This window comes from Bacillus sp. FSL H8-0547, assembly GCA_038002745.1.
Classification (GTDB): Bacteria; Bacillota; Bacilli; order Bacillales; family Bacillaceae; genus Bacillus_P.
This window is the reverse complement of record JBBODD010000001.1, coordinates 648,684-673,137: the sequence shown is the minus strand read 5'-3', so window position 1 is coordinate 673,137 and position 24,454 is coordinate 648,684. Positions and strand designations below refer to the sequence as shown.

Annotated in this window: 26 protein-coding genes, 1 pseudogene and 1 riboswitch; of the genes and pseudogenes, 19 read left to right on the top strand and 8 right to left on the bottom strand. The window is 45.3% G+C overall.

Annotation, left to right across the window (positions count from 1 at the left end; translation table 11 throughout):
- Nucleotides 1-145: 145 nt before the first annotated feature.
- The 13 genes from mgtE to MHB63_03330 all read left to right on the top strand — a co-directional run bounded on the left by mgtE (nt 146) and on the right by MHB63_03330 (nt 11,101).
- Nucleotides 146-1,510: a magnesium transporter gene (gene mgtE, locus MHB63_03390; protein ID MEK3805631.1), complete on the top strand. Its 1,365-nt coding sequence runs from the start codon at nt 146-148 to the stop codon at nt 1,508-1,510.
- A gap of 22 nt (nt 1,511-1,532) precedes the next feature.
- On the top strand, nt 1,533-3,386 hold the full coding sequence (locus MHB63_03385; GenBank protein ID MEK3805630.1) for a monovalent cation:proton antiporter family protein: 1,854 nt from the start codon (nt 1,533-1,535) through the stop codon (nt 3,384-3,386).
- Between the two features lie 82 nt (nt 3,387-3,468).
- A riboswitch (TPP riboswitch) is annotated at nt 3,469-3,577 on the top strand.
- A gap of 68 nt (nt 3,578-3,645) precedes the next feature.
- Nucleotides 3,646-4,332: a thiaminase II gene (tenA, locus tag MHB63_03380; GenBank protein MEK3805629.1), complete on the top strand. Its 687-nt coding sequence runs from the start codon at nt 3,646-3,648 to the stop codon at nt 4,330-4,332.
- Nucleotides 4,329-4,949 carry a thiamine phosphate synthase gene (locus MHB63_03375; GenBank protein ID MEK3805628.1) on the top strand — a complete coding sequence of 207 codons (621 nt, stop codon included), beginning with the start codon at nt 4,329-4,331 and terminating at the stop codon, nt 4,947-4,949. The genes tenA and MHB63_03375 overlap by 4 nt, the downstream gene beginning before the upstream one ends.
- Nucleotides 4,933-6,048: a glycine oxidase ThiO gene (gene thiO / locus MHB63_03370; GenBank protein MEK3805627.1), complete on the top strand. Its 1,116-nt coding sequence runs from the start codon at nt 4,933-4,935 to the stop codon at nt 6,046-6,048. Before MHB63_03375 ends, thiO begins: the two co-directional genes overlap by 17 nt.
- The gene (gene thiS / locus MHB63_03365; GenBank protein MEK3805626.1) at nt 6,045-6,248 is read left to right on the top strand and encodes a sulfur carrier protein ThiS; all 204 of its coding nucleotides are present in this window, start codon (nt 6,045-6,047) and stop codon (nt 6,246-6,248) included. The genes thiO and thiS overlap by 4 nt, the downstream gene beginning before the upstream one ends.
- A 3-nt stretch (nt 6,249-6,251) precedes the next feature.
- Nucleotides 6,252-7,019 carry a thiazole synthase gene (locus MHB63_03360; protein ID MEK3805625.1) on the top strand — a complete coding sequence of 256 codons (768 nt, stop codon included), beginning with the start codon at nt 6,252-6,254 and terminating at the stop codon, nt 7,017-7,019.
- Nucleotides 7,020-8,036: a thiazole biosynthesis adenylyltransferase ThiF gene (locus tag MHB63_03355; protein ID MEK3805624.1), complete on the top strand. Its 1,017-nt coding sequence runs from the start codon at nt 7,020-7,022 to the stop codon at nt 8,034-8,036.
- An 87-nt stretch (nt 8,037-8,123) separates the two neighbouring features.
- Nucleotides 8,124-8,897 (top strand): enoyl-ACP reductase FabI, encoded by a 774-nt coding sequence (gene fabI, locus MHB63_03350; GenBank protein MEK3805623.1) that lies wholly within the window; start codon nt 8,124-8,126, stop codon nt 8,895-8,897.
- Nucleotides 8,898-9,065: 168 nt separating this feature from the next.
- A complete protein-coding gene (locus MHB63_03345) occupies nt 9,066-9,515 on the top strand; it encodes a GNAT family N-acetyltransferase (protein ID MEK3805622.1) in 450 nt (149 codons plus the stop codon).
- A gap of 26 nt (nt 9,516-9,541) precedes the next feature.
- Nucleotides 9,542-10,129 (top strand): putative glycolipid-binding domain-containing protein, encoded by a 588-nt coding sequence (locus tag MHB63_03340; protein ID MEK3805621.1) that lies wholly within the window; start codon nt 9,542-9,544, stop codon nt 10,127-10,129.
- Nucleotides 10,130-10,153: 24 nt separating this feature from the next.
- Nucleotides 10,154-10,603 (top strand): SRPBCC family protein, encoded by a 450-nt coding sequence (locus MHB63_03335; GenBank protein ID MEK3805620.1) that lies wholly within the window; start codon nt 10,154-10,156, stop codon nt 10,601-10,603.
- A 78-nt stretch (nt 10,604-10,681) separates the two neighbouring features.
- Nucleotides 10,682-11,101, top strand: a complete 420-nt coding sequence (locus tag MHB63_03330; GenBank protein MEK3805619.1) for a CotO family spore coat protein — start codon at nt 10,682-10,684, stop codon at nt 11,099-11,101.
- Nucleotides 11,102-11,167: 66 nt separating this feature from the next.
- Here the strand turns inward: MHB63_03330 and MHB63_03325 are convergent, their stop codons facing one another.
- Nucleotides 11,168-12,190 carry a CotS family spore coat protein gene (locus tag MHB63_03325; protein MEK3805618.1) on the bottom strand — a complete coding sequence of 341 codons (1,023 nt, stop codon included), beginning with the start codon at nt 12,188-12,190 and terminating at the stop codon, nt 11,168-11,170.
- 679 nt (nt 12,191-12,869) lie between these two features.
- Between MHB63_03325 and MHB63_03320 the strand changes: the two genes are divergently transcribed.
- From MHB63_03320 to MHB63_03310, 3 genes are read left to right on the top strand one after another with little or no spacing between them, the layout of a single operon-like run.
- Nucleotides 12,870-14,003, top strand: a complete 1,134-nt coding sequence (locus tag MHB63_03320) for a glycosyltransferase family 4 protein (GenBank protein MEK3805617.1) — start codon at nt 12,870-12,872, stop codon at nt 14,001-14,003.
- A 15-nt stretch (nt 14,004-14,018) separates the two neighbouring features.
- Nucleotides 14,019-15,119, top strand: a complete 1,101-nt coding sequence (locus MHB63_03315; protein MEK3805616.1) for a CotS family spore coat protein — start codon at nt 14,019-14,021, stop codon at nt 15,117-15,119.
- A 13-nt stretch (nt 15,120-15,132) separates the two neighbouring features.
- A complete protein-coding gene (locus MHB63_03310) occupies nt 15,133-15,786 on the top strand; it encodes a hypothetical protein (GenBank protein ID MEK3805615.1) in 654 nt (217 codons plus the stop codon).
- A 109-nt stretch (nt 15,787-15,895) separates the two neighbouring features.
- Here the strand turns inward: MHB63_03310 and MHB63_03305 are convergent, their stop codons facing one another.
- The 3 genes and pseudogenes from MHB63_03305 to MHB63_03295 all read right to left on the bottom strand — a co-directional run bounded on the left by MHB63_03305 (nt 15,896) and on the right by MHB63_03295 (nt 19,277).
- Nucleotides 15,896-17,038: a glycosyltransferase family 4 protein gene (locus tag MHB63_03305; protein MEK3805614.1), complete on the bottom strand. Its 1,143-nt coding sequence runs from the start codon at nt 17,036-17,038 to the stop codon at nt 15,896-15,898.
- A complete protein-coding gene (locus MHB63_03300; GenBank protein ID MEK3805613.1) occupies nt 17,035-17,991 on the bottom strand; it encodes an NAD-dependent epimerase/dehydratase family protein in 957 nt (318 codons plus the stop codon). The genes MHB63_03305 and MHB63_03300 overlap by 4 nt, the downstream gene beginning before the upstream one ends.
- Nucleotides 17,988-19,277: pseudogene (locus MHB63_03295) on the bottom strand (UDP-glucose/GDP-mannose dehydrogenase family protein). The gene MHB63_03300 and the pseudogene MHB63_03295 overlap by 4 nt, the downstream one beginning before the upstream one ends.
- A 202-nt stretch (nt 19,278-19,479) precedes the next feature.
- Here MHB63_03295 and MHB63_03290 point away from each other — a divergent pair.
- Entirely contained in the window at nt 19,480-20,562 is a 1,083-nt protein-coding gene (locus MHB63_03290; GenBank protein MEK3805612.1) for a glycosyltransferase, read from the top strand.
- 42 nt (nt 20,563-20,604) lie between these two features.
- Here the strand turns inward: MHB63_03290 and MHB63_03285 are convergent, their stop codons facing one another.
- Both MHB63_03285 and MHB63_03280 read right to left on the bottom strand, forming a co-directional pair.
- Nucleotides 20,605-21,381 carry a HipA family kinase gene (locus MHB63_03285; protein MEK3805611.1) on the bottom strand — a complete coding sequence of 259 codons (777 nt, stop codon included), beginning with the start codon at nt 21,379-21,381 and terminating at the stop codon, nt 20,605-20,607.
- 20 nt (nt 21,382-21,401) lie between these two features.
- Nucleotides 21,402-21,677, bottom strand: coding sequence for a hypothetical protein (locus MHB63_03280; protein MEK3805610.1), 276 nt, complete (start codon nt 21,675-21,677; stop codon nt 21,402-21,404).
- Between the two features lie 152 nt (nt 21,678-21,829).
- Between MHB63_03280 and MHB63_03275 the strand changes: the two genes are divergently transcribed.
- Entirely contained in the window at nt 21,830-22,180 is a 351-nt protein-coding gene (locus MHB63_03275) for a DUF1360 domain-containing protein (GenBank protein MEK3805609.1), read from the top strand.
- Between the two features lie 92 nt (nt 22,181-22,272).
- On the opposite strand, the gene MHB63_03270 is transcribed toward MHB63_03275, so the two are convergent.
- Together MHB63_03270 and MHB63_03265 are read right to left on the bottom strand one after the other, a co-directional pair.
- Entirely contained in the window at nt 22,273-23,070 is a 798-nt protein-coding gene (locus MHB63_03270) for a hypothetical protein (protein MEK3805608.1), read from the bottom strand.
- A gap of 105 nt (nt 23,071-23,175) precedes the next feature.
- Nucleotides 23,176-23,889 carry a hypothetical protein gene (locus tag MHB63_03265; GenBank protein MEK3805607.1) on the bottom strand — a complete coding sequence of 238 codons (714 nt, stop codon included), beginning with the start codon at nt 23,887-23,889 and terminating at the stop codon, nt 23,176-23,178.
- 212 nt (nt 23,890-24,101) lie between these two features.
- Between MHB63_03265 and MHB63_03260 the strand changes: the two genes are divergently transcribed.
- A complete protein-coding gene (locus MHB63_03260; protein ID MEK3805606.1) occupies nt 24,102-24,425 on the top strand; it encodes a hypothetical protein in 324 nt (107 codons plus the stop codon).
- Nucleotides 24,426-24,454 lie beyond the last annotated feature (29 nt).

Sequence of the window (24,454 nt, the reverse complement as noted above, 5' to 3'; positions counted from 1 at the left end):
TACCTTATCACAATGAAAAAACGGTTGTGAAGACTGCAGAATGCCGTACCGGCGCATGTTTACAGCGAATAGACGATTTGTATCACAATTTCATGACATTTTGATTTCCCGGTGATTTAGCGACAGGGAGAGGAGGAGATTCTTTATGTCAGAAGAAAAAGAAAAAGTTGTCATTGAGACAGAAGCGCTCGTGACAGCATTAGAGAATGAAGACTTTGACGGTTTTCGCTCGCTGTTTTTGGAGCAGCATCCATATGACCAGGCAAAAATGTTCGTAAAGCTCGAACAGGAAGAGCGTTCAAGGGTCTATCAGTATTTGTCTCCTGAAGAGATGGCTGCCCTGTTTGAAAATATCGAAGATGAAGAATACAACTACGAAATGTATCTGTCAGAAATGGATCCAAGGTTTGCTTCGCAAATGCTTGAGCACATGTATGCGGATGATGCGGTAGATGTTCTGAATGAGCTCAACAAAGATCAGGTTGCAAGCTACCTGACCATTATGGACGATGAAGCAGCGAAGGAAATCCGCGAGCTCCTTCATTATGAAGAGTTTACAGCAGGAAGTATCATGACGACGGAATTTATCGCGATTCAGGCGAATCAAACCGTCAAATCGGCGATGCATATCCTTAAGCATGAGGCTCCTGATGCTGAAACCATCTATTATCTGTATGTCATTGATGAAGATAAGCACCTGGCGGGAGTTATCTCTCTCAGAGATTTAATCGTGAGTGACGACGATGTGATGATTGGCGAAATCATGAGTGAGCGTGTGTTTTCCGTCAGTGTTGGGGAAGACCAGGAAGAAGTTGCCCGGAAAATGCGGGATTACAACTTTCTTGCGCTGCCAGTTGTTGATTTTCAAAATCACCTTCTTGGAATTATTACGGTTGATGATATCGTGGACGTTATTGATGAAGAAGCATCTGATGACTATTCCAAGCTCGCAGGGGTTTCGGATGTGGACTCTATTGACAGAGGTCCTCTTTCCGCTGCTAAAAAAAGACTGCCATGGCTCGTGATTCTTTTATTTCTCGGGATGCTGACGGCCAATCTGATCGGGCAGTTTGAAGAGACCCTTGATAAGGTAGCAATTCTTGCTGTCTTCATTCCATTAATTGCCGGAATGGCCGGAAATACAGGCACGCAGGCACTGGCAGTTGCCGTCCGCCGAATTGCCATGGGGGATGAAGAAGGCGGAAACTTCAAAATCATTGCCCGTGAAGCGGGAACCGGCTTAATTAATGGTGCTGTCTGCGGAGTTCTTGTAACGGGCGTCGTGTACTTCTGGAAACAGGATCTGTATCTTGGTCTGCTTGTCGGTGTATCCATTCTTGCCACGCTGACTGTCGCGACAATTGCCGGAGCGTTTGTGCCTCTTATCATGCACAGGCTGAAGGTCGACCCGGCCGTTGCATCCGGCCCGTTTATTACAACGATTAATGACATTATTTCCATCCTTATTTATTTCGGAATGGCCACAATGTTTATGCAGTACTTAATCTAACTACAGAAATGAGGGAAAAACCTTGCACGGAGCTTCTTTTTCATCACTTGTTATTGTCCTGCTCGCAGCTTTTATCACTCCGCTCATACTGCACCGCTTCAAAATAAAAGTGATGCCGGTCGTCGTAGCAGAAATAATTATGGGTATTGTGATCGGCAAAAGCGGGTTTGACCTTGTTCAGCAAGATATGTGGCTCGAAACGCTGTCTATGCTCGGATTTATTTTTCTCATGTTTCTGAGCGGTCTTGAAATTGATTTCACAGCATTTATCGGGGGCAGGAAAAAAGAGGTGCTGCCATCCGGAAAAGAGGCGCCGAATACGTTCCTTGTCTCTTTTCTTGTTTTTGTCGGCATTTTTATTCTTTCCCTGCTGCTCTCTTATCTGTTTGTTCTGATCGGATTTATTGAAAATGCGTTCCTGATGACGCTGATCATCTCGACCATCTCACTCGGGGTGGTCGTGCCGACGCTTAAGGATGCAGGTATCATGAAGTCGAACATCGGACAGATTATTCTTCTTGTCGCCGTCATTGCCGATTTGGTGACGATGATTCTGCTTGCTGTATTTGCGTCTATTTATGGCGGGGAAAATACGAATATGTGGCTGATGCTCATTTTGTTCGGAGCTGGTGTTGCCCTTTATTTTATCGGCAAAACCTTTCAGAGCAGATCGTTTATCGAGACGCTTTCTAAAGGCACGATTCAAATTGGGACAAGAGCTGTTTTTACGCTGATTATTGTGCTTGTTGCGCTTTCAGAAACGATCGGTGCAGAAAACATTCTCGGCGCCTTTTTAGCAGGCGTGCTCGTATCTCTTCTTTCCCCGAACAAGGAAATGGTTCAGAAAATGGATTCGTTCGGGTACGGCTTTCTGATTCCGATATTCTTTGTCATGGTTGGAGTGGACCTTGATATTTGGTCGCTGTTTAAAGAACCTAAAATTCTTATGCTGATTCCGCTGTTGTTTATCGCACTGCTGATATCAAAAGTTGTTCCGATTTATCTTTTAAAAAGATGGTACGATACGAAAACGACGCTTGCTGCTGGATTTTTGCTTACATCCACATTGTCGCTTGTTATCGCCGCAGCGACGATTGGAGAACGGGTGAATGTCATTGACTCGCAGATGTCCGGGGCGCTCATTCTGACGGCCGTTCTGACAAGCATCTTTACGCCGATTGGATTTAAAAAGCTTTTCCCTGAAAAGCTCGGTTCCAAGAAAAGACTGAAGGTTGCGTTCATAGGGGCCAACCAAATGACGCTGCCTGTTACAAGAGAACTGAATCCGAATCTGTATGAAACAATCATCTATCATACGCATGTTGATAAAAACGAACAGCAGATTGCCGAATCTCTTTTTCAAATCGAAGAGGTTGAAGATTATTCGATTGAGACGCTTCAGGAAAAAGGGGTATTTGAATCGGATATTCTGATTGCAGCAACAGGCGATGAGGATGCGAATGCGGAAATAGCCCTGATGGCAAAAGAGCTTGAAGTCGACAGGGTCATTGCAAGTATTGCTTCGCCCCTGCTTGATGAGCAGCTGAAAGCAAAGAACATTGATGTGTTCTCTGTTCTGCTCTCGACCAAAACGCTGCTCAGAGCCCTGATCGAAGCGCCGGGCATCATGAAAATCCTGACGCACAGCGAATCTGCCCTTTATCAGATCAAAATGAACAACAGACGTTACGACGGCATGGTCCTCAGGAGCTTCCCGTTCACGGGAGACGTCATTTTTGTCCGGATTTTCCGGGAGAATGAGTCCATTGTTCCTCACGGCGATACGGAGCTGAAACGGGGAGATCTTCTGATTTTGACGGGATCATCCGAGTATATCGATGAACTGAGGCAGGAGCTCGAGTTTCACAAAAATTAAGCAGAAATTTCCTGAAAAAGCCTTGAAAGATATTTTTATCGTGGTATGATGGGCATGTAAAACATTCAGAAAATTTTATACGATAAACCGCTAGGGGAGCCCTTCAGAAGGGCTGAGATCGGAGTTTGCCACCGAGACCCTCAGAACCTGATCTGGTTAACACCAGCGTAGGGAAGTGGTGTAAGGGTCTATTTCATACACCACTTTTCTATGCGAAAAGTGGTTTTTTGCTGTTTAAAAAAGAAATGGAGGAGACGTCATGCTATTTTCAAAAGAATGCAGGGAGTACGCAAACGAGTGGTGGGAAGGGAGCTTTCACCATCCTTTCGTAAAAGGAATCGGTGACGGGACGCTGTCGAAAGAAAAGTTCAAATTTTATGTGATGCAGGATTCGTATTACTTGACCCACTTTGCCAAAGTGCAGGCGTTTGCCGGTGCAATGGCCCCGGATCTGCATACGACGTTCAGAATGTCCGTTCATTCTCAGGGAACTTATGAAGCAGAGCTTTCCCTTCATCAGCAGTTTTCAAAAATGCTCGGAATTACGGAAAAAGAACGCGCGGAATTTAAGCCTGCGCCGACAGCATATGCTTATACGTCTCATATGTACCGCGCAGTCGCGACCGGAAATCTCGGTGAAATCATAGCTGCGCTGCTGCCATGCTACTGGCTTTATTACGAAGTGGGAGAGCGTCTGAAGGATTGTGAGCCTGATGATGCCGTCTATGAAAAATGGATTGAGACCTATCATGGCGACTGGTTTAAAGAGCTTGTCCTTGAACAGGTGAACCGTTTTGATGAACTGGCCGAAAAAGCAAGCGCGCATGAGCGCATGATGATGAAAGAACACTTCCTGATCAGCTCCATGTATGAATACCGCTTCTGGGATATGGCTGAAAACCTCGAAGCGTGGGGCCGTGCAGACTCGCTGCAGCTTCAAAAGTGAAGCTTCATTTTGTAACGGATGGAAGGCATTCTTCAGAAATATTGGTTTCCATCATCACAGACGTACATAAATTTGCGGATGCCATCCACATAAGAGAGAAAGACAAGTCAGCAGAAGACCTGGTGGAGCTGGTTGAGCTTCTTGCGCGCAGCGGGGTTCCAAAATCAAAACTGATCATGAACGGCAGGGTGGATGCAGCGGTGAGGTCGGGACTGGCAAAAGTCCAGCTTCCGTCACATGGGCTGCCTGTGAAGTTTGTTAAAGAGCACTACCCTTACCTCGGGGCGGGATGTTCAGTTCATTCAGCAAAAGAGGCAATCGAGAGGGAGAAAGAAGGAGCAGACTGGTTGATTGCCGGACATATTTTTCAGACAAATTCAAAAAACGGTCTTGAGCCAAGAGGAATTTCTTTTCTTCAAACAGTCTGCGAATCTGTATCCATCCCTGTCTATGCAATTGGAGGAATCACTCCTGGTGTGCTGCCGGAACTGAAAAAGCTGAGAATCGCAGGAGCAGCAGCCATGTCTTATGTGTTTTCAGCAGACAAACCCGTGGAGGCGGCAAAAGAGCTTGCACGAAAGCTGAAAGGAGGAACGGCGGTTGAGGACATTTTATGATGCTGGAATTGTCGGGGGAGGAGTCATCGGCCTGATGTCTGCCTATTTTCTGTCAAAGGCAGGTATGAAAGTAGCTGTATTTGAAAAAGGGAAGATCGGCTGCGGGGCATCATCCGCTGCAGCAGGCATGCTTGGGGCTCATACAGAAACGGAAAGGGCAGATGTCTTTTTCCGTTTTGCCGAAGAGAGCGCGGCTCTTTATCCTAGGCTTGCAGCCGAATTACTTGAGGAAACAGGCATAGATATTCAGCTTGTTTACAATGGGATGCTGAAACTTGCCATGACGGCTGAGGAAGCTGCTTCCCTTAGGGATAGAGCAGGGAAAGAACCGGATGTTGAGTGGCTCTCAAGGGATTCTGTCCTAAAGAAAGAAAGCAACCTGACAGAGGATCTTCAAGGCGGCCTGTTCATTGCAAAAGACGGCCAGGTCTCCCCTTCCGCTCTTTGCCGGTCTCTGGCAAGGGCGGTACAAATAAACGGAGGAACCATCCTTGAAGGAGCTGCAGCGGGACGTATACAGCGGGCAGAGCCTTCTCACTATGAAGTTTCAGCTGCAGGAGAGATTCATTATTGTGAAGTACTTGTGATTACGGGCGGGACATGGAGCGGCCAGCTGTTTAAGGAATTAGGCATCTCAGCTCCTGTTCATCCTGTTAAAGGCGAATGTCTTTCCATCATGCCGGATGGGTTCCGTTTAGCGTCAACGGTCTTTCATGACAGCTGCTATCTTGTCCCAAAATCTGACGGGAGCATCATCATCGGCGCGACGATGGATGAGGGGAATTGGAAGGCAGAGCCTACAATTCAGGGGATGGCTTCCTTAATGGAGAAAGCTGTTTCCATTATGCCGTGCATAAAAAAGGGTGTTTTCCAAAAAGCATGGGCAGGACTGAGACCGGGAATACAGGATGAAAAACCTTATATTTTTAAGCATGAAGGAATGAAAAATCTTTATGCGGCAACAGGACATTACCGGAACGGCATTCTGCTGGCTCCGAAAACAGGCGAAATGGTAAGGGATTTGTTTTTGAATCGCCCGGTCAAGGAAGAGTATGAAAGAGAGTTTGGATTAAACCGGCGGACAGAGGTGAAATCATGAAAATCAAATTGAACGGCAGCACAGCTGAACTGGATTCGCACATAAAGACAGTTGAAGATCTTCTGGCATTTTATCAGCTGAGCCATAAAACGGTCATGATTGAACATAATGAAACAATCCTTGATAAGGAATGCTATCATCGCGCAATTTTAAGTGACGGTGATGTTCTTGAAATGGTTCATTTTGTAGGAGGAGGATGACACATGTTAAAAATTGCAGGGAAAGCGTTTAAATCACGGCTCTTGCTTGGAACAGGGAAATATCCGTCTTTTGACATTCAAAAGAAAGCGGCAGAAGTGTCAGAAGCGGAGATCCTGACGTTTGCTGTCCGCAGGATGAATGTATTCGAGCCGTCTCAGCCAGACTTGCTTGAGAAGCTTGATTTGACCGCATATACACTGCTTCCCAATACGGCAGGCGCCAAAACGGCCGGGGAAGCCGTCCGGATTGCAAAGCTCGCTAAAGCTTCAGGTCTGTGTGATATGATAAAAGTAGAAGTGATTGGGTGTCAGAAAACACTCCTGCCGGATCCGGTGGAAACGCTTAAAGCAAGCGAAGAACTCGTAAAAGAAGGATTTATCGTTCTTCCTTATACTTCTGATGACGTTGTACTTGCCAGAAGACTTGAAGAGACAGGCGTCCACGCCATCATGCCCGGGGCATCCCCAATTGGATCAGGGCAGGGAATCATCAATCCACTCAATCTCACATTTATTATCGAACAGACTGACTTGCCGGTTATTGTGGATGCAGGAATCGGATCTGCCGCTGATGCAGCGAAAGCGATGGAACTTGGTGCTGACGGCGTGCTGCTGAACACGGCTGTCTCCGGAGCAGCAGATCCCGTGAAAATGGCCAAAGCCATGAAGTTTGCGGTCGAAGCGGGACGGCTGAGTTATGAAGCAGGCCGTATCCCTGTTAAATCCTATGCTGTTGCAAGCAGTCCTGAAGAAGGAATGATCACAACGTAAATGGAACGGTACTCAAGACAGCAACTATTCGCCCCTATTGGGGAAAAAGGCCAGAAAGAAATCATAAACAGTCATGTGCTCGTCATTGGAGCCGGTGCACTCGGCACAGCCAGCTCTGAAATGCTTGTCAGGGGAGGCGTTGGCCGAATCACAATCGTTGACCGTGACTACGTCGAGTGGAGCAACCTTCAGCGCCAGCAGCTCTATACAGAGCAGGATGCAAAAGAACGGATGCCGAAATCAGCAGCTGCTGAACGGAGACTTGCCTCCATCAACAGTGAGGTGAAAATCAGGGGCGTTATTGATGATGTGACGGCGGATTCCATCTTTGATTACTGCCATGATGCGGATATGATTTTGGATGCGACGGATAATTTTGAAACCCGCATGCTGATCAACGATGCTGCTTTGAAGCAGGGAATTCCCTGGGTTTACGGGGCATGTGTCGGAAGCTACGGGCTGACCTATACAGTTATACCGGGGGAGGGTCCCTGCCTGAGCTGTCTGATTAAGCAGATTCCGATGGAAGGCCAGACGTGCGATACGGCGGGAATTATCAGTCCTGCCGTTCAAATTACGGCTTCTTACCAGACGGCAGAGGTGTTGAAGTGGCTGACAGGAGAAAAATCAGCGATGAGAAGAGAGCTTCTTTCCTTTGATGTCTGGCGTAATCAATTCAGCAAAATCAGCGTTGCCAAAGTGAAAAGTCCATCGTGTCCTTCGTGCGGAGAAGATCCTCTCTATCCATATCTGACCTGGGACAAGAGCGCAAAAGCATCCGTTCTATGCGGAAGGGATACAGTTCAGATCAGGCCCGCAGAAGCCCGAAGCCTTGATTTTCAAAGTCTCGCCAAACAGCTGGAACGTGCGGCCCAAAAGATAACGGCCAATCCGTATCTGCTCTCTTTTCAGGCAGGTGAAAACCGGGTGGTTGTTTTTCGTGACGGCCGGGCGCTTATTCACGGCACAAAAGACCCGGCTGAAGCAAGGAAGATTTATCAGAAGTATTTGGGTTAGAAAGCAACGCGAGATTGTTCCCGCTTCAATTACATGCTATAATTATAACCAGGTACTAATAACATGTATTAATCGGGAGGATTCCAAATGAACTTATCATTAGCTGGACGCAATGTTGTCGTAATGGGCGTCGCAAATAAACGAAGCATTGCCTGGGGAATTGCACGTTCTCTTCACGAAGCGGGAGCGCGTCTTATTTTTACATATGCAGGGGAACGTCTTGAAAAATCAGTTCGTGATCTCGTTGAGACGCTTGACCGCAGCGATTCGATCGTTCTGCCGTGCGATGTGACAGACGATGCGGAGATTGAAACATGTTTTGAAGCGATTAAAAATGAAGTCGGCGTTATTCATGGCATTGCGCACTGTATCGCGTTTGCCCATAAAGAAGAATTAAGCGGAGAATACATGAATACGACTCGTGACGGATTTCTGCTTGCCCACAACATCAGCTCCTATTCCCTCACGGCTGTTGCAAAAGCGGCAAGAGGCCTGATGACAGAAGGCGGCAGCATCGTCACACTTACGTATCTTGGAGGAGAAAGAGTTCTTCCGAATTACAATGTAATGGGTGTGGCAAAGGCGTCGCTTGATGCAAGCGTGCGCTACCTTGCAAGCGACCTTGGAAAAGACGGCATCCGCGTGAATTCCATTTCAGCGGGACCAATCCGCACTCTTTCAGCAAAAGGCATCAGCGACTTCAACTCAATCCTTAAGGACATTGAAGAGCGTGCCCCGCTCCGCCGCACAACGACTCCTGAAGAAGTCGGCGACACTGCGCTGTTTTTGTTCAGTGACCTTGCACGCGGCATGACCGGAGAAAACCTTCATGTTGATTCAGGCTATCATATTCTTGGATAAAAGATCAGAGCTTCCTGCATGTGTGCGGGAGGCTTTTTTTGTGTCCTTTTTTATAACATGAGCGTTCGGTACAAACAATTTCGCTTAATCCGGCAGCATGACCTTTGCTAATGGGGAATTGTGATAAAATGGAAACAGCCGAGCTAATTAATTGAATGGGTGATAGACATGATTATAAAAATGGATATAACAGATAAAAAAACAGCTGAAGAAGTTTTAACGATTCAAATCCCTTCTTATAAAGTTGAGGCAAAATTAATTGGCTCTTATGACATACCTCCATTAAAAGATACAATTGATACCCTGCAGCGATGCGGAGAATGCTTCTATGGCTATTTTTCAGAAAATAAGCTATGCGGGGCACTAGCTATGAAAATAGAAAATGAAGAAATGGATATCCATCGTTTGATTGTAGACCCTGACTACTTTCGAAAAGGAATTGCCCAGAGCCTGCTGAATTATGCTGAAAGACAGGAAGGGATTAAAAGAATCAACGTTTCGACTGGTTCAAAAAATACGCCGGCAGTAAGATTTTACGAAAAGAATGGATTTCAGAAAGTGAAAGAAGTCATTGTAAATGAACAGATCTCCTTAACGTTTTTTGAAAAGAATGTATAAATGAATAACTGCAGAGGGGGAAGAACATGCAGCAGCAAGCTGTTAGTTGGAACAAGATAGACTCGTCTGGGACAGAGCATTTCAGTTTGGCTCGCGAAGGCGGGCTTTTTCGCGGATATGGAAAAGTTACTTATGAAGAGGGAAATGTCCTTTTTTATGTCAATTATGCTGTAGAACTGGACTCAAATTGGCGGACAAGGAATGTGAAAATAGCGGCTTCCGGCGCAGGAGAACTCGAGATCCTTTCAGACGGTGAAGGACGCTGGTTTCGGCCTGATGGAAAGGAAATAGGGGAGTTAAACGGTGCAATCGATGTAGATCTTTCCGTCACACCTTTTACTAATTCTCTCCCGATTAACCGGAATGAGTGGGAGCCTGGCCAGAAAAGGAATTTTGAAATGGTCTATGTGGATGTTCCCCAATTGCGCTTATTTAAAGTATCACAAACGTACACGTTTCTTGAACAGATAGACAGTACGAGAACATTTGCCTATCAGTGCCGGGATTTTGAGTCTTTGATTTATGTAGACACTGAGGGTTTTGTACTTGAATATCCGGATTTATTTATACGCAAGTCAGACATCCCAGCAGGAGAGTTTGATAGAATAAGATAAAAACCCGCATAGAAAGGACAAACAATGAGCGCATTTCATGATGAAGTAACCGTTGAAGCCCCAATTGAAGAAGCATTTGCATTCGCAGCAAATCCGGAGAATGCTCTGCAGTTTATGGAAAACGTGATAAAAGTTGAAAAGCTGACAGACGGGCCTGCTGCAAAAGGAACACAGTACAGGGAAACGCGGGAAATAAGAGGAAGACAGGCATCTGCTGTTATTGAATTTACAGAATACGTACCCAGTGCAAAATTTTCCGTAAAAAGTGAAATGAACGGAATGGAAACCGAGTATCACTACACATTTACCAAGGCGGGAAATCAGACTGTCATCCGCTTTGTGTGCGAAATCACTGCAAAGACGTTCAAAATGAAACTGATCAAGCCTGTCTTTGCGAAAATCATGATAAAAGAAGACGGCGATCATTTGAAACATCTGAAAAAAGCGATAGAAGCACAAAAGCAAAGCGAATAGTCAGCCCCTTTATAATCATAAACCCTGGTACCCCGCATATACTTTCTTGTAAAGCATTTAAACCGGGAGGGAAGCCTGTTGAAAAAACATCAATCTGTGAAAAATCCCCCGCTGCTGTATATTGTTCAGCCGGAATTTGAGCCAGTGCTAACGTCCATGCAGAAAACCTATGTGATGAGAAAAAATCCGCCGGCCGAAGCGGCTGCTCCTGTGCCTGCAGAGCCTGCAGCGAATGAGGCAGCAAAAAAAGATGCGCCGGTTCAAAAAGAGCAAAAACTCTCAAAGCCCCTGCATTCCTTCAATGACTTATCAAACGAGGAAAAACTGCAGCTGCTTCTTCATTTGCCGGAACGCTTATCGGGACTAAACTGCAGCATCTCCACCAATAAGCAGACCTATATAGGCAAGGTAACAGATTTTAAAGATAACTGCGCAACAATAAACGGTGAAAAAGTAAAGCTTGAAGACATTCAGTCTATTACGCTGAAAGGCTTATAAAAGTGTCCTGCCGGGACGCTTTTTTTATTGCAAAAAAGAGCGCCGTTTCCGGCGCCCTTTGCCATGCTATTGTCCTGACTTAATCATGGAATTCAAATGTGCTTCCTTAATTCTTTCGTACTCAAATGCCTGAGCAAGTTCTTCCGGCAGCATATCTGTTTTTCTGACAAACTTTTCCCGGGCAATGTCGTACATTTCATACGGGAAAAGCATGTCGATATACATAACCTCTTTCTGTTCGTCAGTCAGCGGGTTGACGCTTTCATATGCATTCATCATCAGCTGAAATCTCGCTTCATCCCACTCGCCTGTTGTATCGAGGAGAGGGATAATCATTTTGCGCAAGTCGCGGATCGGCAGGTCATATGAGACTGTATCAAGGTCAATTACCCATATTTTACCATCATTTCCGAGCACCGTATTGCCTGCCCCGTAATCCTGGTGGCACAGAGTAGGGTTAGCGGACTGCTGTTCAATCCACGGAACATACTTGGAGTTCATCAGACGGTCAAGCGTTTCCCGTCCCTGCTGGATAAAGTAATCAATCTCCTGAAGATACAGCTGGGAAAAAGGATTGTCTGGAGTGCTTTGTGCGATGAGCTTCCATGACTCAAGCTGCTGGCACCTTTTAATGTAATGGTTCGGCCAGCGTCCGAGCTTCTTAAAGACAGGGATCCCTTCAGGCGGATGATAGCCTTCTGACCAAAGATGAAATTCAGCAAGACCCTTCATGACCACTTCAAGGTCCGGATCAACGGCTAAATCAAATACTCCGCCTTCAATCCAGTCATACAAAACAAACAAAAACGGCCCCTGTTTAGTAAAAAGCACATCGTTTTTGTTTCGGATAATGCCGGGAACCCTTCCGCCTTTTTCTGCTAAGTAGTTTTGAGCATTGATGGAAAAAAGAGCTTTTTTCTCCGGGCGGTGAATTCTCTTAAGACAGACGGGTCCATTTGGAGTATGAATTTTCCATACGAGGGCCATTTGGCCGCCTTGAATAACTTCTATCCGGTCGACAGACACGTCCCAGCTTGTGATAATATATTCAGCGAGTTTAACAAGCTTTGCTTCCTCTTCAGGAGACATCACATACACGTCTTCTTCTTCTTTTTCTTCCTTGTTCTCCGCTTTTATTTTCTTGGGTTCCATTACGGTTTTACTTTTAGCCGCCTCAAGCGGAAAAGCGTTTTTTTTCTTTTTTTCTTTTTTTTGCTTTGGTTTTTCCTCTGTTGCAGGGGAGACGTTCTCTGCAGTCATGCTGCTCTTTTGCATAGATTCCTTCTGAACTTCAGCCTTTGGTACATCTTCTTCTGACTCTGGAGAAAACTGCAGCATGGCGTTCTTTCTGGATTTGCTTTTTCCTTTGTTTTTCTGTCCTTTTCTTTTTCTCTCGGTCATCAGCTGCTCTTCCTCAACACCAGGTTCCGCCTTTTCTTCTGGAGTTACCGTCCGCTGCGGAGTGTTTTTACGGTCAATGAGTGAAAAAACATTGACCGTTCCCTCTGAAGACTTCGAGAATCTTGTGTTTTTGTTTTCCTCCAATATGGTCACCATCCCATCCTTTTATTTCATAGACTATGAAACAAAGCCGGTTTTTGTCATGGGGTAAATGCCGGCGTTTTATTGATGAGCTGTCCTTTTTTAAAAATGATTCAGCTTAATAGGGATTCCGCCTTTTTTAAAATAGTTCCACAGAGAAAGGCACACAGCCTCCTGTGTTTCCGTATTTTAGGATAAGGGCTTACTAGATGAATGGAGGTAACGTATGAAGATTGCATTAATCGCAACAGAAAAACTTCCTGTTCCCGCGATAAAAGGGGGAGCGATACAGATTTATCTGGATGCCATTGCTCCTCTTATTGCTCAAAGGCATGACGTGACTATACTTTCCATTACTCATCAGGATCTTCCTGATCAGGAAACACGGAACGGGGTTCAATACATCCGATTTGCTGAAGGCGAGTATTTATCTTCGCTTGGCGCGCACTTGAAAAATGTGAAGTATGATGTGATTCACTTATGCAACAGGCCGGCGTGGGTACCTGTTTTGCAGGCAGCAGCACCAAACGCGCGCTGGATCTTAAGCGTACACAACGAGATGTTCGCTGTTGAAAAAATGTCTGATGAAGAAGGAAAAGCTTGTATTGCAGCTGTGTCGCAGATTGTGACGGTAAGCGACTATATCGGACGAACGATTACAGACCGTTTTCCACAGGCAAAAGGCAAGGTGAAAACCGTTTACTCCGGAGTGGATTTAAAGACTTATTTTCCGGACTGGACGACTGAAGGGCGCAGGCTGAAAGAAAAAGTCCGCTCTGAGCTGAATTTGAAAAACCAGAAAGTGATTTTGTTTGTAGGAAGGCTGAGCAAGGTAAAAGGCCCTCATATTCTTCTGCAGGCCATGCCTGAAATCTTAAAGAAGCATCCGGACACAGTGATGGTTTTTATCGGATCAAAATGGTTCGGGGATAATGAAGTAAATAACTATGTAAGGCATTTGTATACGCTTGGCGCCATGTATCCTGAAAATGTTCAGTTTATTCAGTTTGTGCAGCCGAAAAACATTCCGACTCTTTACGCCATGTCCGATATTTTTGTCTGCTCTTCGCAGTGGCAGGAGCCGCTTGCACGTGTCCACTATGAAGCAATGGCATGTGGTTTGCCGATTATTACGAGCAACCGGGGAGGAAATCCTGAAGTGATCGATGAGGGCAGAAACGGCAATGTTATTAAGGATTTTGAAAATCCCGATGCTTACGCACAAGCCATTATTTCTCTTCTGGACAGTCAGGGCAAGCGGAATGACATGGGGAAATACGGCCGTTCAAAAGTGGAGCGGGATTTCAGCTGGAGCAATGTATCAGGCAATTTGCTCAGTGTATATGAGAATAGAAGATAGAGAGGGGGAAGCATTTTGGATACAGAAGTCAATCAGCATGAACTGCAAATGAACATTATGAATTTATACCCGTTTGAGGTGGAGTCGATCACCCTGCTGACAAATAAAAGCGGAAGAACAACGTGGAAGGTTGAAACCGCCCAGGGTGTAAAAATTTTAAAACGCGTTGTGATGAAGCCTGCAAGAATGCTGCTTATTGCAGAAGCACATGAACATCTGCAGGAAAAAGGACTGCCGATCGCCCGAATTCACCGGACCAGAGCGGGTGCCATTTGTGTTGGCGCCGGAAAATCCGCCTATGTCCTTTATGACCTGCAGCAGGGAAAAGAAGTACTTTACTATGATAAAGCGCAGATGCTTAATATTATGGAGTTTATTGGAACGTTCCACCATACGTCACAAGGATATATGCCGGATGAGATGAGCAAAAAGAGAAGCAGACTAGGCAAATGGCATAAGCTTTTCAGATGGAAGCTCCAGGAGCTTGAAGGCAATAAAATGCTTGCTCTTAAATCCGACCAGGAAAATAATCTGCCGGCGCCTGCTGTAATTGATCCGGATGCAGAACAGACATGGCTGCAGGATCCTTTTTCAAAAATGGTTATTGAGACAATCGATGACATGATTTTGCGGGGAAAACAGGCACTCCAGGAACTTGATGCAGGCCAGTACGATCAATGGACGCTTGAATGCATTGAATCAAGAATGTTCTGCCAGCAGGATTTTACGCTTGCCAGGTTCATTGAAACAGAAGACGGCCTTTCGATGAAAGAACTGCACTCGATTACATCTGATCTGCCGTCAAGAGATCTGAGAGTCATCTTAAATAAAATGATGAAAAAGATGTCAGTCTGGGATTCAGAACTTGTCATTGAACTTTTGAGAACCTATGACAGCATTCATCCTTTGACGAAAGATCAGTACAAAGTGCTGTGGACCGATTTGAAGTTCCCTCATCTCTATTGTTCTATTGTCCATAAATATTTTCTTGGACAAAAGACTTCATGGTCGGATGAAAAATATATCTGGGCCCTGCAGAACATCGTTTCTGTTGAACAGTCCAAACAGGCATTTCTATCTAACTTTGAAGAATTCTATTCTAAGATAAAGGCGTAGGGAGGGTGATACAATGAGTACAAATGAATTTCAGGAGATTCCTAAAGTCGAGCTTGTAAACTTCTCTTTTTCTCCTCCCGGGCCGATGGGATGGAGTGCTGCAGAGTATGAAACGATGCTCGAAGATCCGGAAACGTTTCTTTCGCAGAATAAGTACCGCAAAGCAGAGCCGCCAACGGGAGACGTTGAACTGATCGAACTTCCCATAAAGACGAGAAAGCCGCAGGAAGCATACGTCTTGGCACGTTCAGAAACGGACTTGGCCGCAGCAGCCGTTCAGGAAGAAATGCCGGAAGCAGAAACAGCCGTTCCTATAGCAGCTATGCAGAAAGAAACACCTGAAGCAGAAGCAGCCGTTCCTATAGCAGCTATGCAGAATGAAACACCTGAAGCAGAAGCAGCCGTTCCTATAGCAGCTATGCAGAAAGAAACACTGGAATCAGCAGCAGACATCATTTCAATGTCAGATACTGTTTTACAAGATCAAATGGAAAAAGTTCAGAACACAATCAATACCTCCATGAGTCTAATTGAGATGTTCAGCGCGGTCAATAAGAAGGAGCATTTCAGCAGCGAGCTTGATGATAAGCAGGAGTCACGGTTCAGATCAAAGAGAAAATCAAAACACCGCAGCTCAACGAGAAAAAATAGAGTGTTATTTATGTAAGAAGAACGATTTCAAAAAAAGCACATCATCATGGTGTGCTTTTTTTCTTAGTTGTGTTGATGTCCTGGTGGAAAAGCAGTTGAAAATGGATGCAAAAAAAAAACGGCTCTCAGCCGAATTTCTGCGCGTTCACATAGATGGTTTCAAGTTTTGCCGCAGTATGCTGAAACGTAAAGTTCTTCTCAGCATACTGCCTTCCGTTTTTCCCTAGAGAAACGGCGGCGGTGCTGTCAGCAAGCAGCTGCGAGATAGCTTCAGCAAACGCATTTGTCTGGTCGTATTCTTGGATGATGAGGCCGTTCACATGATGATTGATCACTTCCGCATTGCCTCCGCGGTCGGTTGTAATGATCGGAAGGCCTGCTGCCATGGCTTCGTAATGAATCCGGGCAAGCGGTTCATGCCATTGTGAGCTGCAGACGAGAAGGTCACCCATGAGCAGGATGTTTGGAATGTCTTCGGATGGAATGTATTTTGTAAACAGTACATGCTCGCCTAATTTGGCTGCTTCATCGTACAGGAACTGAACATAGTCGTTGATTCCGTCTTCGCTGAACCATTTGCCTCCAACGATGACAAGAACGGAATCGGGGTGTTCCCGGATCACTTGCTTCATCGCTCTGATCAGCAGGTGAGGACCTTTCGTTCTGCTCAGCCTGCCAATGAAGAGAATGGCTTTTTTTCCGTTCAGTCCGTATTTCTCGCGCCAAAGAGCTCGTTTTTGTTCTCCTTCCGCTGATTCCCTTGGCAAAAAGGAAGAGAAATCAACGCCTGAATAAACCACGTGTGATTTAGCCTCTGCATCCGGATAGCGGAAAGTGACCGTCCTCTTGATATATTCGCTGACTGTCGTAATGGCGTCGCACATGCTCAATGCCTCAAGCGCCTGCTCCCGCTTCAATTTTCTTGTGGAAAACATGTCGTTGTGAAGGCTGACAAACAGCTTGCTTGTCGGAGAAGCCTGTTTGTATCGCCACAGTTCGCCCGGCCGATTGAAGACGTGAATATGAGAAAAGAATTTGCCTTCGATATCGTTGGCAGTTTGTTCGTGAAAGGACGGTCTTGGAAACCGGATATACTGTATTCCGTTATGTTCATTTGAATCAGGCAGCAGAGGATCTGTAATGGAGTAGACCGTAACGTCGTGATTCCTGCTGAAATAAGGGAGAATGCCATCGAGCATAAGCTGGATGGCACCCCCTTTTACAGCAGGTGACGGCAGTTTTTCTGTGCAGATAAAGGCAATCTTCATAGCGGATCCCCATGCAGGATGCGTTTCATATAGTCATATTCTTTTCGCAGCCCCTCTTTCAGCGGCACATCCGGGGAATAGCCGAGCACATTTTTTGCAAGAGCAATATCTGCATGGGTGTGTTTCGGTTCGCCGATTGCCGCAGAAAGGAAATGAATATCTGCTTTCCGGCCTGTAATCAGCTCTATCTCTCTGATCAGGTCAATCACAGATGCCCTTTCTTTTCCCCCGATATTAAAGATCTTGCCAATTGTATGATCAGCATGCATCACAGCAGCCGTTCCTTTTACACAATCATCTATATAAGTGAAATCCCTCGTTTGAGAACCGTCCCCAAACAGAGTAAGCGGCTGATCTGTCATGATTTGCTTAAAAAAGCGGTGAAAGGCCATATCAGGTCTTTGCCGCGGACCGTAGACGGTAAAATACCTGAGAATCACAGCAGGCACTCCAAAATTGTTTTTGTAGACAGAGCACAGGTGCTCACCCGCAAGCTTTGTGACGCCATAGGGGGAAAGCGGATCAGGCATTGCGTCCTCAGAGACCTTTCCATGTTTGTATCCGTAAATGGAGGAGGTAGAGGCGTAGATGAATTTTTTAAGTGATGTATCTTTTGCCGCTTCCAGCAGTTTTTGCGTTGCCAGAATATTATTTTCTACATAAGGATTAAAATCTTTTCCCCAGCTTGAACGAACCCCGGGGATTCCGGCCAGATGATAGACTACATCCGCTTTTTCTATTAGCTTTTTGCAGTCAATTTCCATGATTGATTTTCTAATGAGCTGAAACCGGGGATGGGTTAAAAGGTTGTGCAGATTTATGTGTTTTAAAGGTTCCGGCACAGGTCCGATCATGCAATCAATGCCGGTAACGGTATTTGCCTCATTTTCCAGCAGTTTTTCGCATAAATGAGATCCGATAAAGCCTGCACAGCCGGTTACAAGAATGTTCATAGGCGCCCAACTCCTTCGTAGGTAAGTCCTGATGCGCGTATCACTTCCGGCACAAGGCAATTTCTCGCATCCAGAAGCGTCTCGCCTTTCATGAGCTGTTTAACCCGCTGCCAGTCAAGATTCTTGATCTCCTGCCAGTCCGTTGCAAGAATCACGATGTCTGCTCCTGTAACCGCATCGTACGGATCACTGGTCTGTTTCACGCCGCTCAAGTGTTCAGGAAGAGCTGCTTTCGGATCATAAGCAGATACTTCACACCCCGCTTTATTCAGGGCATGAATCAGTGCTGCAGCGGGAGATTCGCGGATATCATCTGTTTCAGGTTTAAAGGCAATACCTAAAACTGCGGTCTTCACAGCCGGGAATGCCGGAACAAGTGATTTCAGTTTTTCAATATATATTGTCAGCTGGCTTGCATTTACTGATTGAACAGCATCAAGAATAAGCGGTTCCAGGCCGCTGCTTTTAGCTGTGTAGCTTAATGACTGAAGATCTTTCGGAAAACACGAGCCTCCGTAGCCGATTCCAGCCTGCAAAAAAGCAGGTCCAATCCGGTTGTCAAGGCCGATTCCCCTCGCCACATGCGTAATATCCGCTCCATATTTTTCGCATACTCTTGAGATCTCATTGATAAAGCTGATTTTTGCGGCAAGAAAGGCATTGGATGCGTATTTGATCAGTTCAGCCCCTTCATAGTTCGTGACTACATCAGGAGCATCAATTCCTGCGTACAGCTGTTTCAGCAGCTGCAGGACCCGCTCATTTTCCTCAAATAGTCCATAGACCATTCTGTCGGGGAAAAGCATATCCTTCAGGGCAGATCCTTCTCTTAAAAATTCGGGATTAGAAACAATGTCAAGAAGATCAGGGCCGTAGCCTTTTTCTCTGAGTGAGTTCAGAACAGCCCGGTTCGTTCCCGGTGGAACCGTACTTTTAATGAGGATTAATTTATAGGCTGCAATGTTTGCAGCAGCATCTGCCAGCGCTTTATAAAGAAAGCTTAAATTTGAGCTGCCATCTGGAAGGGAAGGTGTTCCGACTGCCAGAACGATTATGTCGGCCTGGTTTATACCTGAAGCGAGATCATCAGAAAAACGGAGCCTGTTTTTATTTTCTTCAATCAGATCCTGAAGTCCAGGTTCATAAATGGGTATCCTTCCGGCCTGCAGCATGGTGACTTTCTTTTTATCCTGGTCGATGCATGATACCCGGTGGCCAAGACTTGAAAGAACGGCTGCCGTTGTCAGGCCCACATAGCCTGCACCAATCACGCACACATTCATAGTAGAAACCCCTTTCTAAAAACCTTCTCCCATAACCTATTATGAAACATGCATAAAACGTTACTGAATCAGGATAAAAACTTGTGAATGGGTGCTTTTTCTCTGGACAATATGCACCAAAGTCCATAGATGAATAGGCTGACAGCATAAAAGATGAGTGAAGAGGCACAGCTGTGCACTTAAGAGGAGGAGTGAAACGTTCCAGATGGAAACGATCGCGCACTATCTTATGGAAGATGTGAAGGTCAATCAGCGGTTTATCTACAATCAGATGGTCTATCAGGGAAAATACCGGTCAATTGTCATCGGGCCTTTTCAGAGAAAGGAAGATACCGAGTTTCCAATGGACCATTTCTATAATTTGAATGAAATTTCAGATTTGGCGTCTTTTTTCAAGGAACAGGAAGTAGCCGCCATCCATGCACATCACGGAAAGCATGCAGTGGATGTGTTTCCGCTTGCCATGCAGCAGCAGCTTCCTTTTATTATCAGCATTCGGGGATCAGACGGATCTTCTCAAAGTGAGGTGTTATATAATAAGAACTTTTCTCGTTACCGGACGATGGTTGCTTACAGCAGCCTGTTTGTTCCTGTATGCGAATACCTTGGAAACGAGCTTCTGAAGCTTGGGGTGCCAAAGGGTAAGATGAATGTGCTTTACGGAGGAATCGATTTGGATGTGTTCCCGTTTCAAAAACGGATTCCGCCTGAGGACGGCGAATTTGTCATGATATCGGTCGGAAGGCTAGTCCAAAAAAAGGGCCATGAAACACTGATTCGTGCTTTTAAAAAAGCCCATGACCTATTTCCGAAGATAAAGCTAAAAATTATTGGCGGCGGGAAAGAACGGCTGAACCTTGAAGCGCTGATAAGAGAATTGAATCTGGAAGAGGCGGTTACGCTTCCCGGGAAAATGAGCTTGTATGACATTGCGGAAGAGTTGAAAAAAGCCCATCTCTTTTGTCTGCCGAGCGAAGTGGCTCCAAACGGTGACGTTGAAGGAATACCTAATGCTCTTAAAGAGGCAATGGCAATCGGGCTCCCGGTCATTTCTACCAGACATGCAGGAATACCCGAACTGATTGCGCATCTGAAGACGGGGTATCTAATTGAGGAAAGAAATGTGCAGCAGCTTGCAGACGGGATGCTTTCCTTTCTGCGGTCAAGTGATGCATGGGCAGAGTATACACATGCAGCAAGAGCGGTCATTGAGGAGAAATTCGATTTAAGGAAGCAGCTGATCAGACAGCACGAAATGTATGAGCGGTTTTTGAAGATGAGCAAATGAAAACGCAGACCGGGGGCTGCGTTTATTTGCGTTTTCATTTAATCAGCCCCGGTTTGCCCCAATCACTAAATCTGGAAGGTCAGAGATATCCCTGCGTGTTAAAAAAGCCGTCAGCAATTCTTTTTCCCGTTCTGTCACTTCCCAATTTTCAGGTATGGCGTGAATGATTTCAGCTATTTTCTGTTTGTTTATCTGCATAATTTTTTCTGCAAATTCATACAGCGGATCAGCATCAGGGAGCAGAGAACTGGCCCATTTGTAAACAGGCATATCAACCCGGTAGACAGGCGGATCCTGAAGAGTCTGTACATCCCAGCTGTACATGCCGGGAAAACACCTGCCATGATCAATCATCCAAAAGAAAACGCTATCATCCTTCTTTTCTTCAAAAAGAATATTCGTGCGGCTTCTGTCGTTGTTATTCAGCCACTGATCAAAAATAAGCATGCCGGCAAGGTCATTTGCGTTTAGCACATTTAAGTGCGCTTGGGGTTGATGAAGATCCAGATAGGATTTCGCCCGATTCAAATAAGGAATGGCGAGATGTGTTCCCGCCCGGTACGTTCCCCGGCTGCTTTCGGGGATTTCCTGAAGTGATTTTTGAGGCATATCTACTGCAGCAACGGGCAAGACGGGAAGCCCGAGAATCTCCCCGAGCTTTGCCGCAAGCCATTCATTCACAACTTCCCGTTTCCGATATTCCCGCACTTTGTAAAATTTCACAACATACATACCATCATCAGTGAACTGAAACAGATGAGCATAATTTCCTTCAAGTGTCTTTACGTATTTGACAGGCTGAACCCCCTGGTGAGACATATCCCATCCCCCTTAAGCGATTACTCGTCTTCGCTTCCGACCGTTTCATCTCCGAGAGGCATTTCAATGCCGGTGATTTCATCCAGATCAAAAGAAACGCTTTCTCCTCCATTTTTATAAAAGCGGTCAATTAAGAAAGAGGCTGTGCCGGATTGTTCATCAAAAGATTCAAAGGCTGCCTCATAATAGACTTTTTCTCCGGCGTGGACATTCACTTCGTCGCCTGGTGCAAGTTTTGCAAGCTTCATAGAAATATCATCCTGACTTTCATTGTTGAAAAACAATACTTTTCTCATAATATCCTCCTCAAACGTCCATTTACTAAACAGTATATGTAGGTAAGCACCGGAAAGTATGGATATTTGACCAGTAAACAGATAACTTCGGCATAAACACTAAAGCAGCTCATAAAATGTAACATCATTCGCTTGAAGAAAAGGAGACATCTATGATAGCATGGATCGATTTTCTATTATTGTTTCTTGCGGGCTTCAGGCTTACAAGATTGCTTGTATACGATAAAATAACGGCCTTCATCAGACGTCCTTTTCACAGGGAAGCAGAAGAAACGCTTCCCGATGGCAGTACGGTTGCCTATATTGAAATAAAGGGAACGGGCCTTCAGAAGTGGATCGGTGAATTGCTCAGCTGCTACTGGTGCACCGGCATATGGACATCGGCCTTCCTGTACGGAATCTATGTTTACATGCCTGATCTTGCCTCACCGCTCATTTTGATTCTTGCAATTGCCGGGTGTGCAGCGATTGTTGAATCCATTATTGAAAAACTGATTTTTTAATAGAATCCGGGAAGGAGTCTTTTTAAGGAGGCTCTTTTTTGTTTTGTTGTTTGCCGCTTCTGTATAAAAAATGCCGGCGGATTCCCGGCCGGCTATTGTATGCTTATTTTATTCAGTGAAGGAATTCCATTTGGGAGCTCTTTTGCATAAACAAATCCGTTTACCGCTGCCGCGCGTTCAGGAGGGAAAGGGAAGGAAATTTCAAAACTTGAAAAGACGAGCGTCTGGCCGGGCTCAACCAGATTTTCTTTTAGGGGTTTCAGCCAGTATTGGCCGTCTGTCCGCACGCGTTCCCGCCAATTTTCATGAACATGCCTCCAGAGAGGTCCGGGTGCGTCATCAAATAGGTTCGTGTCCTCCATCTTACGCTGAAGAATGATTTTTCCGCTTAGTGAACCGTAGGAAACAGGCGTAATCTGCAAGCAGATGACCGGCTGCTGAAGGGGCTGATTTCCGATGTTTTTTATCACAAAATCCCCGAAAACAGTCAATGGCTCATCGTCATCTTTTGGCAGGAGAACGGAAGCCTGAAAGTGGGCGGATGCCCCGATGACCGGCTCAATGACAGCGGGTTTTGCCTGTTCTTCCTGCATGAGCAGTTTTTTCCGGAGATCAGCTGCCCGTTTTTTTTCTTCCTCAAGCGAAACCTCAAGCGTCAGAACTTTTTTTTCCAGCCTGAACACTTCTTTTTCAAACTGATCAGTATGAGTGTGAAGAGCCTCATTCAGCTTTTCCTGTAGATACTGGTTGCGGATCAGCTCTTTTTTCACTTGATTGTCTGCCTCGTTCACAAGCTGCTGCATACGGCTCAGTTCAGAACGGTAGTGGAGGATTTGCTGCTGCAGCTGCAGCGTGCGTTCACCTGCATTTTGGCTATCCTGCTTTTTCATGGCGTGAAACTCCTTTCTGAACTTCCTACTGCATATGTATGAAGAAAAGGAGCAAATCAAACCAAAAAAAATAAGAGGCTGTTTAAGAACAGCCATCTTATGTTTTTAGTGCACTGGGAAAATATCAGGGCATTGCGGCGGGAATTTGTCTTTCATGTCACATACATTGATTGCTTCTGTCAGCTCTTCGCGAGGCTTGCAGATTTTAGCTTCTACTTCAAGTTTCACATCAGCTTCCATTTGTACGTCTAAGCAGAATGTAATGGATACATCAAGCTGAGAGAATACGTCTGTGCAGACTAATGTTGCGTCACATTCGAAGTAGTTTACGTGACATTCAAGCTCAGTTCCTTCTGGAGCGCAAAGGATGAATGTTTGAGCAGTTGCAAACGGAATCGCTTTTGATTCACAGATGACATCGTCATTTGCGTCAAGAAGCTCAACTGTTACAAACCCTTTTACAAGAACTTTTACTTTTTGCAGCGTTACTTCATCACCATTTGGAAGGTTTACTGTTACATCTGTGCGTTTGTCATATGGTGAAATTTCCATGCAAAGGAATGATTTGCTGTCGTCGCCTGTTTCGATGCGGTGTCCGTCTTTATCGCTTAGGAAGCAGTTCACTGTAACGTCCTTAGAACGTCCCTTTTTCTTAAGAAATTTACAGATGTCGTCTGTCTTGCCATCGCAGTCAAACAAATTATCTAGATCGCAGTCATTTACACTGATTAGCGGCAGGTCCACTGGACGTGTAACCCAGTCATACACTTTGCGTGTTTTGATGCATACTTTTTCTTTTTCTTTTCTGGAATGACTCACTGTTGTTTTCCTCCTATCTTAATTTCTCCCGTCCATTTTAATGAACAGATACATTAGGTGTCGGGACTAATGTATAGTATGTTTTTTCCCAATTTGTGTGCCGTGATAAGAGCGGAAATTTAGGTGAATGTCAGTTTCCTGCATAATTCGCCTGCTGGCTGAATTTCATATTAGTAAGGGAATAATTCAATATATGGATGGGGGAGAGGAATGTGACAAATCAGCAGACGGAAAACATCAAAGCCCTTAAAGCAAGAATTACTTATTTGCAGAGAGAGCTTTCCCATACAAGGGCACAGCTGCTTGACTATGAAGATGACGGTTCTTATCAGGAGCTTCTTAAAGAAAATAAAGAATTGAAGGAAAAGGTATCTCTGCTAGAAGGAGAAAACCTTGTTCTATTTGAACTTCTAAAGAAAAACAAGAACTCTGAAGAAGAATATGATGCAGTCCATGCGGATAAATACTATGATTCCTGGTTTATCAGCAATCTGAAAAACCAGGCGGCAATAGACAATAAAAAGACAGAAGAATAGGCTTCAAGCAAGATTGGTACTTTCGCTGA